The organism is Calditrichota bacterium, assembly GCA_016867835.1.
In the GTDB taxonomy this organism is placed as follows: domain Bacteria; phylum Electryoneota; class AABM5-125-24; order Hatepunaeales; family Hatepunaeaceae; genus VGIQ01.
The window spans coordinates 1-10412 of the sequence record VGIQ01000100.1 but is presented as its reverse complement, the minus strand read 5'-3'; the positions used below and the strand labels follow the sequence as shown (position 1 = coordinate 10412).

8 protein-coding genes and 1 pseudogene are annotated in these 10412 nt (G+C 56.2%); 2 read left to right on the top strand and 7 right to left on the bottom strand.

Translation table 11 applies throughout. The features are described from left to right. Positions 1-122, bottom strand: a pseudogene (locus FJY67_09580) (DUF2497 domain-containing protein). A 235-nt stretch (positions 123-357) separates the two neighbouring features. Here FJY67_09580 and FJY67_09575 point away from each other — a divergent pair. Further along, a complete protein-coding gene (locus tag FJY67_09575) occupies positions 358-1098 on the top strand; it encodes a FecR domain-containing protein (GenBank protein ID MBM3329702.1) in 741 nt (246 codons plus the stop codon). Between the two features lie 136 nt (positions 1099-1234). Beyond that, positions 1235-3778, top strand: a complete 2544-nt coding sequence (locus tag FJY67_09570) for a hypothetical protein (protein ID MBM3329701.1) — start codon at positions 1235-1237, stop codon at positions 3776-3778. 132 nt (positions 3779-3910) lie between these two features. Here the strand turns inward: FJY67_09570 and FJY67_09565 are convergent, their stop codons facing one another. The 6 genes from FJY67_09565 to FJY67_09540 all read right to left on the bottom strand — a co-directional run. After that, the gene (locus FJY67_09565) at positions 3911-4426 is read right to left on the bottom strand and encodes a hypothetical protein (protein ID MBM3329700.1); all 516 of its coding nucleotides are present in this window, start codon (positions 4424-4426) and stop codon (positions 3911-3913) included. 126 nt (positions 4427-4552) lie between these two features. Next, positions 4553-5464 (bottom strand): 4-hydroxy-3-methylbut-2-enyl diphosphate reductase, encoded by a 912-nt coding sequence (locus FJY67_09560; protein ID MBM3329699.1) that lies wholly within the window; start codon positions 5462-5464, stop codon positions 4553-4555. A 40-nt stretch (positions 5465-5504) separates the two neighbouring features. Further along, on the bottom strand, positions 5505-7160 hold the full coding sequence (locus FJY67_09555; GenBank protein MBM3329698.1) for a hypothetical protein: 1656 nt from the start codon (positions 7158-7160) through the stop codon (positions 5505-5507). 96 nt (positions 7161-7256) lie between these two features. Next, the gene (locus FJY67_09550; GenBank protein ID MBM3329697.1) at positions 7257-8801 is read right to left on the bottom strand and encodes a hypothetical protein; all 1545 of its coding nucleotides are present in this window, start codon (positions 8799-8801) and stop codon (positions 7257-7259) included. 17 nt (positions 8802-8818) lie between these two features. Further along, positions 8819-9610, bottom strand: a complete 792-nt coding sequence (locus FJY67_09545) for a cytochrome c biogenesis protein ResB (protein ID MBM3329696.1) — start codon at positions 9608-9610, stop codon at positions 8819-8821. Then, a partial coding sequence (locus FJY67_09540) for a 2-oxoacid:ferredoxin oxidoreductase subunit beta (GenBank protein MBM3329695.1) occupies positions 9603-10412 on the bottom strand: 810 nt, incomplete at its 5' end. The genes FJY67_09540 and FJY67_09545, both read right to left, overlap by 8 nt.

The following is a 10412-nucleotide window of genomic DNA, read 5'->3' as shown; positions in this document are numbered from 1 at the left end:
GGCGGCGGTGGCGCCGGATTCGGAGGTGGTGGAGGCGGTGGCGGTGGTGGTGGCGGCGGCGGCGGCGGTGGAGGTGGTGGAGGTGGCGGTGGCGGTGGTGGAGGAATCCTTGGCGGTGCCGGCGAAGAGGAAGGCGGTGCACCGCCAGCGGATAGTCCCGTATTCACTCTGCTCCGGCAGATGTTGACTGAGGAACAGTATCAGATGATCATCGGACAGTTTCCTTCACTGCGAGGCTGGAACCTGAACCGTATTCGAGCCGCCGGAAGCGACATGTCGCCAGCCGAATTGGCCCGGTTTCTTCTGGCTCAAAATCGGCGTGTCGTTTCGGTCACCGTTCAGTAAAACGAGGCGACAATGCCCAAGTATTTTATAAACATGCTGAACAGAATCAGAAGTGCGCTCCTCACCAAGGTGACCCTTGTTGGCCTTTGGGTATTACTGGCTAATGGCAACCTGTTTGCCGATGGCGACAAGTCGATTGCCTTGACCTTGAAGGTCAATGGCAATGTCCAGTTGAAGAAAGCAGGCACCGACCGCCAGATACCGCTCAAGTTCGGTACCCCGCTCGACGATGGCGACTGGGTCCGCACAGGTGCTGACGGATTTGCCACGATAATCTTCACCGATGATAAGAGCCAGATCAAACTGACCGCCAACACCGAGGTGACTGTTGAAGGCAAGCGTGATGACCAGGCCAATATCGCAAAACGGGTGTCGATGGAGGTAGGACAGGTCTTTGCAAAGGTGAGTCAACAGCGCGGCGCTCTACAAATCGCGACTCCGACATCGGTGGCGTCAGTTAAAGGGACGGAGTTCTGGGTCATCGTCTTCGATGACGGAACGACCCAGGTGGTTACTCTTGAAGGACTGGTCGAACTGTTGAATACCCAATCGGGCAGGATCGTTGAGGTTCGACCCGGACAGCGGGGCGAAGCAAATCGTCAGGGCGGTGTGGATGTGCAAAATGTTCCACCGGATCAACAGCGGGGTGACCCGGATCCGGGAATGGCTCCGCCAAGCGACATCGAGATAGAGATTCAGGATCCTGACGGACGCACCCGGCGCATCATTATCCGGTATCAGGAAGGCGAGTAATCTTGTGTATAGCCGGCTGCCTGAGATAATCCAGGCAGCCGGCATATACACGCGGAAAACGTGCCAAACGGCACTGTTACGATCGTTCGGTTCACAGAGAGCGCACGGCGGTGCATCTGTTATTAGGGAGGTCGAATTGAGGTTCAGATTAGGAGCCATATCCATTGCGCTCGTCTTGCTTGCCGCTCTCGGCAATGCTCAAGCCGGGCGCATTGTGCATATTCAGCCTGGAGGCGCTATCAGTGGACAGACGGTCGCCATCGAAGCCTCCATCGAAGAGGCAGGTTCACTGCCTTCAGAGGCGCGCATCTATTACCGGGCTTCGGATCGCGATGCATTTGCCTATGTCGAGATGCGAATGGAGCGGTTTCGAATCTATGGCGACATTCCGGCTGGCGCAACCGTTCGCAATGAAATCGAATATTACCTGCAGGTTGAACTGACCGACGGCGCAGTCTTGACAGCACCTGAAGGCGCACCACTTTCGTCCGATCCTTACCGCCTTTCCGTGCGCAGGCCCGGCGAGACTGTCGTCTCGGCGAGCGACGCGCTCGTGATCCTCTCCCCCAACCCGGGTGAATCCGTCCCTCCCAAACAGGTTCTGGTTGCAGTCTCGATACTTCAACCGATTCGTCAGATCGACTCCTCGTCTATTCGCATCTACTATGACGGAACCGATCGAACCTCGTCGGCTCGCATTACATCTGAATTGGTAGTTCTGCCATTAGCCACGGTCCGGCCCGGTGTTCACACGGTTACGCTCTACTCGGTTTCCGGCAGGCAGCGTGAGAAGTTGTTGGAGTGGAGTTTTGTCGGACCGCAGGCAGGGCTGCCTCCAGCCAGCGCCGGGATGGTTGCAGGCGGGGTATCGGGCGGGTGGGCGTATGAAGAAGTGAGCGAGAACGTCCGGCGGATATCGTATCTCGATGCCAAGTTCAATGGACGACAGGGGGGACTGGAGTGGGCCGGCCGAGCCTATCTAAGCAGCATGGAGCGTGGTAATCAGCAACCTCAGAACCGTTTTGTTAGCACCCTAAAATACGGCGCATTCCGCGTGACCGGTGGCGACGCACAGCCAAGGTTCTCTGAATTTACTCTTTGGGGCGTTCGGGCCCGAGGCGTCGAATTGAATCTGCGCAGCATGGCGTTCAATCTCGACTTTGCGACTGGTGAATTGCGCCGGGACGTCGAGGGACACACCTGGTTCGACACGACGGTCGTCGTAGTCGGAAGTGATACGCTGAAGTCACAAGTTGATCCAACGCGGGACTCCACCATAATCCGGCAACGTTTCTCCTATGGCACATATGGGAGGCAATTGACTGCTATACGACCGGGGTTTCCCATTTCTGACAATCTGACGCTCTCGATCAATGTGCTGAAGGCCAGGGATCAGGTTAGTTCGATAGCATACGGGCGAGCCCCCAAGGATAATCTCGTCTTTGGTGCAGACATCGAGTATCTGACGCGCAACCGGAAGTTTCGCCTTACCAGTGAGACCGCCGTCAGTATGGTGAATAATGACATCTCCGGCGGGGCTATGAAGGATGCCAAACAGATCGAAGACCTGATCGTCGTCAATCAGCACTTCGATCCACTTCCGACCGACACCTCGATCATCGCTGGAGGTGTCGAACCTGTCGAGTTAGCCGGCAAGTTATGGTCGGAACTCATCAAATCGTCGATGGCTCATCGCACCGATCTCATGCTCAATCTCTATGACAACGAATTCAAGGTTGGCTACAAGACGATTGGGCGCTCGTTTCGGTCATTCGGAAGTCCGACGGTGCTGACTGATGTTGCAGGGCTTTCAATCCAGGATCGGATCCGGCTTCTAAATAACCGCCTCTATTTGACAATTGGCTACGAAACCTATGCCGACAATGTTAATGGGCGCGCTACAACGACGACCGATCGCAACATAATCCGAGCGGCATTGTCGGTCTATTCGCCCCCCGCCTACCCGAATGTGAATCTCGGTTTCCGGACTTACGATCGCAAGAATGATGGAAAAAAACAATATGTAACGCTTGATGATGGTCGCACTGACTCAACCGATACCCGGGTAGACAACGTCCAGAACAGTTTCAATGTCTCGGCCGACCAGTCCTTCCGCTATTTCGGGTGGGATCATTTGGCCAGTCTGGGATTCAACACTGCCGTTACGGACGATAAGTTGAATCCGGCGATGGACACGGACCTTTCGACCATCAGTCTGAACCTCGTCTCGCGCTTGCAGCAACTTTGGGAATGGCGTCTGAGCGGCGCGATTACAAGTCAGACGGCGAGCAAAGGTACCACCGCCACGGACTACACCAATTTCAATCTGATGGGTCGCTACTCACTTATACCGAATCAAGTCTGGCTGAATGGGTCGGTCGGGATGTCATTGGCGGATGGTGCTGTCAAAAGTTCCGTGCCTCAGCCTACGGATCCGCTGCTCTTCGATTCGACACCGCGGCAAGCCAAAGTGAATTTCAGCCGCACGGAATTTTCGCTGTGGGGAGATTGGACGCCTAACCTGAAGCACAGCGTTACAATATCCCTTTATCAAGCACTGCACGGAGACGACGGCTTCATCGAATACTGGAGCGGTCGCAAGGACCACAATAAGGATCGAAGTTCATTCGTCGATCAGGATGACCGCGCGGTGAGATTAATCTATGGGTATAAGTTGTAGGGGTATTAGGCCGGGGGGGGAACTACATTCTGTAGGAAGGGTGATACCGGCTCGCTACTCATCCTCTCTATATCCCCCCACAATCAAGGGGTGTTGCAAGATAAATCCTCATCAACAATACAGGATTGCCTTTCAGGGATTGGTCACAAATTGCTTGAAGAGGAGCCCTACGGTCAATCCGATGAGCGGCGGCGCCAGGAGGCAAACGGCGAGGTGAATTGTGGTGAATGCTGCGCCCATGAAGGGATACTCATAGACGATAACGCGGTTGATTCCAAGTAGTGCCCAGGAAGTAAGATAGGCCGCGAGCGGTCCGGGGGTAGCGCCCATTTTCCACATTGCAGCAACAAGCGGAAACTGCGAGAATGGTCCACCCGGAGTAATGGCACCAAGCAACGTCCCTGCCGCAAGTCCGGTCAAGCCACTTCCCTCCCCTAACCACCTCGTAACCAATTCTTTGGGCACGAGGACCTGCATCATCCCCGCCAGTATGAACCCGAAAAGCAGATTGGGCAGGATTCTGACGAAGAGGCTTCCGCCTTCTGCCAGACCCTGCCATGCAACAACGCTGCCGCCCTTGCGCCAGGCCAAGGCAGTGGCTATGGCTGCGAGCGCAGCCATGATGAGGATGGAGCGGTGGGAGGACATCAATTCAATATAGACCCACTGACCGCAGTCCCCGCAATACGGTTAGCACAGTACTGACTCTGCGCTTGAAAAGCGCCCTGCCCATCTACAAAACTTCCACTAACCGAAGTCTCGTCTCCAGAGACACTACACTTCAGCCAGTTCCCCAATCCTCACCATCGGCCAGCCTTCGACGATCCACTTCTCCAGAGTGTCGACGAATTCGTGCAGGAGCCAGAGTGGCGTTGAGGCGGATCCGGTCACGCCGACCGTTTCCGCTCCATCGAACCACCGGGCGTCGATCTCGTCGGTCGTAACGACGTGGAAAGAACGCGGATTGATCGCCTGGCAGGTGGCGTGAAGCATCTTAGTGTTGGATGATCGATGCCCGCCAACGACAAGGATAACGTCGGCCTGAGTGGCGAACTGTGGCAATTTCTGGTCGCGGCGAACGACGAAACGGCAGAGAGTGTCCTTTACATGAACATCACCAACGTGGGTGCGGATCTTGGCTGTCATTTCGTCGAACCAAGCCGGCGAAATCGTAGTTTGTGCCATCACCATCGTAGAGACGCCGGGCTGGAGCGCCTTGATATCCTCATCGTGCTGGACGACCACAGCTTCACCTTCGGTATGACCGACAATGCCGATCATTTCCGGGTGGCCATGCTTGCCTACAATCGCGACTTGATACCCCTGTTGCTGGTATTGACGTGCCAGGTCTTGTGAGCGCGTAACCACCGGACAGGTGCCATCGACCACCTCAACGCCAAGTTGGTTCAATCTCTTGAAAGTTTCAGGCGGCTCGCCATGCGCCCGGACGATGACCCGCTTGCCGGCGGGTATTCCGGCATCGAGTTGCGCCAGGTCGTCAAGATCTTCCTTGCGGATAGTCCTAAGTCCGGCGTTGTCGAGCCGCTCAACTTCACGTTCATTATGGATGATGTCACCGAGGACGAAAACGCTCCCCGCCGTGCGAGTGAGTTCCTCTTCCGCCAGTTGAATGGCTCGCCGGACACCACCGCAAGTGCCAGCCTGTGGATCGAGTATAACCCTCATCTATTTTGGACTTTAGATTTTTGGATTTAGAATCGGGTGGTCAGTTAGCCTTGGCACCCTCGACCTTTATGGAAGCGCGCTCATGCGAGTGCCAACCCTTGGCTCCCACCGCTACAACAATGGCCTCGAAGATGAGAAAGCCAATCAAGAGCGGAGGAATCGTCGCCGACTCGCCTCCAGCATAGGAATGCAGCCCGGAGAGCAAGTAGTTGACGCCATAATAGGTCATCAGGATCAGCGGGAAGACGCCGATCGCCGCCAGCGCTACACCTCGCGGATTAAGCCACCCGGCAAATCGGGCATGAGCCACACCAAGGTAGCCAAACCACGATATGAGCGCCCAAGTCTCCTTGGGATCCCACCCCCAATACCTACCCCACGCTTCATGCGCCCAGACGCCGCCGAGGATAGTTCCGGCGAAGAGGAGCAACATCGCCATTTGCACTGCACGATAGATAGCATTTGTCGTCGCGATGAAGAGGCTCCTGTCATCAGGCTTGAACGTCTCGAGGCCAAGTGCGGCGTGCCCCAGGAGCATCGCCAGCGCGGCTGCCGCGTATCCGGAGAGGATCACAATGACGTGGATGCTAAGCCAGTAGGATTGCAGCGCCGGAACGAGGGTATCGACCATTGGCGAGAGCCCTGCGTTGTCAGCAATCGAGAGCGAGAAGAACCCGCCGAAGGCGACTATACCGAGAATGATGTAGCGCAGTTTACTGCCGATGGTGAAGAGTAACCCCATCAATACCAGGACGGCGGTGATCGTTACCAGCGACTCGTAAAAATTCGACCAGGGCGCCCGCCCTCCGATATAAGACCGGATTACGAGTCCGGCGATATGAACAGCAAAGCCAGTCGCCAGGGCGATTGTTGCCACTTTTCGCAGAGGCTTCGCCCACCCAATCAGTGCTCCCAGCAACAGGAGCAAACTTATGAGGTATAGGGTTCGGCCGGTCTGAACCGGTCGGTACCTATTGTATGTGACTTCGGCATCGAACTGCGACAGTCGCTCCGGGCCGGGATTCCACCGCAATCTGACAAGTCGGCCCAGTTCAGCAGCCAGCGTCTTCACCTGAGAGTTGTTGCCTTCTCTGTAAGCCATCTTGAGCGCTTCGATCCCAGCAGCAATGCCTATTGCAACTGTGTCATCCTTGAACTGCTCGCCCTTGTCGAGACCAAGCCATTCGCCGTCGGGATTCCCGGCGATGGGTATGAATGCCGGCGTCTGATTGGTGATCAGGGCATAGTGCGAGCCCATCTTGCCAAGCAGTTTCTCGGCTTCGGACTGCACCCGGGTAGGCTTGCCTTCGGCTTGCTTGATCTGAGCCGATGCGGCGCCGAGTTGCATGATCTTGCGCTGAGAGAAGAGGTCGTCAAGGTTGAAGAAACGCTTCTTCAAGTCAAGGCCAACCTCCTTCTTGAGCGGCTCGAAGCCGACGTCGAAAAGGGCAAGATCGAAGCCATGCTCGGAGTGCGCTATCCAATTCATTACCGACTCGGTCGGGTTCTCGCCCTTCATCTTTAGTTTGCCGGTAACCGAAAGTATCTGCTCGCGGGCAAACGACTCGAAAGGCATCACCCGCCCGTGCGACTGAACGGGCAGAGAGCGCAGTTCGGATGGGACCTCGGCGGCGATAAGGGAGGTTGCCGGGACGAGGTAAAGCGCAAGTAGGACTAAGAGTTTATCTGTTGTCATTCACGTCCGAAAAGTGAGGGTCTCATGCAAGAGAGGAAGCACTTTATGAGAGCGTATCGCGCACAGTGCATCCTGGCATGAAGCCATATCAGGCGATTATCTCAGAAGAACAAGTCTCGCCCATGATTCCGTCTCCCCGACCCTCAGGCGGGCGAAATAGAGCCCGGGCGAGGCGCTGCTTGGCGTCCAGTGATACGAGTGAAGCCCCGGCGTATAGGTTCCGTTCGCCAGCACGGCAATCTCCCGCCCGGACAAGTCAACGACCGCGAGTCGCACCTTACTTTGCCGGTCGATCTCAAATGATAGCAGGACCGCGTCATTGAACGGGTTGGGGCAAGCCAGCAATAGTCCATTCGACTGCGGAGCAGGTTGCCGTTCGACCACTCCATCTCCCTCGACCGAGCCGGTGATCCGAATGACCCGCTCAGGCTCGTCGATGTCGTTAGAAACTATGGTGAGGGTCGCTTCGACGGCGCCCTCCGATTCGATCAAGGGATCGAAATGAACATACGAATGGATCCCCAGCCCTGCATCGAGGACAAGGGGTTCCTCGAACTCGCCCAATGGCAGGGTGGAACTAAAATCCTCTGCGCCTGCCATGACGATGCTGTAGATTTCAAGCGGCGTGCCGCCCAAATTGCGCGGCTGGAAGTACACGCAGTCAGCTTGACCAAAGCGTCGAGTGCCGAATTCGATTTCCCGCACGGAAATTAGGTCGCGCTGATGGAAGTAGTAGGCGCCGATATCGGCGCGGGAACTGTCGTTGTCAAGCGGTGATTCAGGATCGCCTGAATCGAGGCAGGGCGAGTTGGCAGTCAAGTGGAAATCGGCAGTATCCAATCCGACGAAGAGGGGATTCGACGAGATCGATCCTTCCCCCGGCTGGATGTTGCCGTAATCGGGTCCGTTGTTGTTGAAGACGTCGTTGTATGCGACAGTGGCGTTGTTGGTGTTCCAGCCGGCAATACCGCCGCCCTGATTAAAGGCGACGATGTTGTTGACAATGCGAACACCCTCGGTAAAGGGTGCGAACAACCCACCTCCGCCCTGCTGTCCCTCGTTGCCGACTATGGTGCAGTTGACGATCCTCGCCGAAGCTTGATATATCGAAATACCACCCCCACCGCCCTCGGTGGCGACATTCCTATAGATACTGCAATGGCCAATGTAGGGGTTAGCCTCTTCAAATGAAATCGAGATGCCTCCCCCGCCCTGGGTTGCGCGGCTGTTGCGAATAATGCAGCGACCGATAGTGGGAGATGAACGTTCTATCAGAATACCGCCGCCATAACCATCTCCGGTGGCAGCGCCATTTTCGAGCGTAAAGCCAAGAAGATAGGCATCCGTTTCGCCGCTGATGAAGCGAACGCAAGGCCCTTCTTCACCACCGTCTATGATCGTCACTCCCTCGCCTTGCCAGACCGCAGCCCCAATCAGGGTGATAGATTTTCCTCCGAAGTCGATATTCTCGCGGTAGCGACCATCGGCTACAAGAATGACATCGCCGTCTTCCACACCCTCGATCGCCTCCTGGATGGTATCAAAGTCACCAGGCACTTCGAAATCATCCGCCCGGAGGCCGGGCACGACGAGAACAGCGAATAATAACGCAACGAAGAAGTGGCTCGTGCGACGGTTCATTACGGACTCCCTCTTTATTAGACTGTTTCCTTAGATAATATAGGCTCACTTTGTGCATTCACAACCTTCGCCTTAGGCGGCGGGGGAAACTTCTTCTTGAGCCAGGGTTTCAGAAAGAAGAGTCCGCATAGTCCCAGGAAGACAGTTAGGAACCCGGCATAACTGACCGGTGTGCCCGGATCCTTGTTGGCGCTCAATATGGTAGCCGTCGAGTCGCCCGGGAAGAAGGAGGACTGCGAGATGTTCCAACCTCGGTGCACCAATGGATGATTAACCCGGATGGTCAAGGTGTCGGCAATGCCCTTGGTTTCGTCATAGAACCGCACGTAACTGACGTAATCGGACGCCTTGCCGGTGCCGGGGTAGAACTTTGCTTCGAAACGGTCGAGTTCGAGGCGGAAGTCGAGCGGCATCACAATGGGCTGCGGCGAATCGATTAAGAGCGTTGCCGCGGTGGCTGGCGTCCCCTTACGAAGGATGATCTGGCCATCGACGGCAGTCCGGTGCGAAACTATCGCGCCGACCATCGTGAGGATGATTCCAAGATGGGTCACCAGCCAGGGATATTGATGCGGCCGGTAAGGCGCACGCGAGAGGGTGCAAGCGATCAGGTTGACCGCCAAGGCTGCGATGAGGAAGTCCATCGGGAGGGAATGGAAGCCCTTGGCAAGCGCGGCTTCGTGCGATTCCTGCGACTCAACGTAAGTCGCGTAAGCCATGATGACTATCATTCCGAAGAGGATGACGACAGTCCACTTGAGCGATCCCAATTCCTTTAGTATCGGGCTGTTGGTCGTTTGTTCAGGCATAGCGGTTGACGATGGACATTAGACGGGCTTCTGCATCACCGTTGGCAGCGGATGGCAGCATCGGGGCAGATCCGGATTCCTGATAGATAATCCCGGTTAGCGGAGTGTCTGCTTCATAATGCGCAGCCATTGCCGCCGCGAGGGAATATCGGTCGTGGTCATCAGGCAAGGGTCGGGACGATTCGCGGATAGTGTCGAAGGTCAAATCCTCGTTGTAAGTAGGACAAGGCGAGTAGATGTGAAGTGCTGCAAACCCCGGATGCTCGATGGCTTCGCGGATGAGCCCGGTCAATTGGGGACGGTCGCCCGACCAGCCGCTTCCGACAAATGAGGTCCGATAGGCGAGCAGCATTCCCACGATGTCGAGCGGTCGGGAGGATTCTCCAGTCCGTGCCGAGGGAGTCCTCTGACCGATCGATGTCGTTGGCGAAGAATGGCCTTTGGTTAGCGCATAGACACCATTGTCCAGTATCAGGTAGGTGATATCGACATTGCGTCTGGCAATGTGAGGAACGTGACCTCCTCCGATGCCGAAGCCGTCGCCGTCTCCGCCTACCACGATCACCGTAAGGTCGGGATTGGCCATCTTGACACCGAGCGCGACAGGAAGCGCCCTCCCGTGCAGCGTATGGAAACCATAGGCATCGAGGAAGTAAGGCAGGCGACCGCTGCAGCCGATGCCGCTGACGATGACTGTATCGCGAGGCTTGCGGCCAAGTTCTTGAAGCGCGCGGGTGAGCGACTGCAGAACCCCAAAGTCACCGCAGCCCGGACACCATATTGGAACGACGCGGTTCTTGTC

Bases quoted from the DNA above. Each gene is read 5' to 3' on its own strand.
- FJY67_09555 (MBM3329698.1), bottom strand. From the start codon at position 7,160: ATGACAACAGATAAACTCTTAGTCCTACTTGCGCTTTACCTCGTCCCG.
- FJY67_09560 (MBM3329699.1), bottom strand. From the start codon at position 5,464: ATGAGGGTTATACTCGATCCACAGGCTGGCACTTGCGGTGGTGTCCGG.
- FJY67_09545 (MBM3329696.1), bottom strand. From the start codon at position 9,610: ATGCCTGAACAAACGACCAACAGCCCGATACTAAAGGAATTGGGATCG.
- FJY67_09550 (MBM3329697.1), bottom strand. From the start codon at position 8,801: ATGAACCGTCGCACGAGCCACTTCTTCGTTGCGTTATTATTCGCTGTT.
- FJY67_09565 (MBM3329700.1), bottom strand. From the start codon at position 4,426: ATGTCCTCCCACCGCTCCATCCTCATCATGGCTGCGCTCGCAGCCATA.
- FJY67_09575 (MBM3329702.1), top strand. From the start codon at position 358: ATGCCCAAGTATTTTATAAACATGCTGAACAGAATCAGAAGTGCGCTC.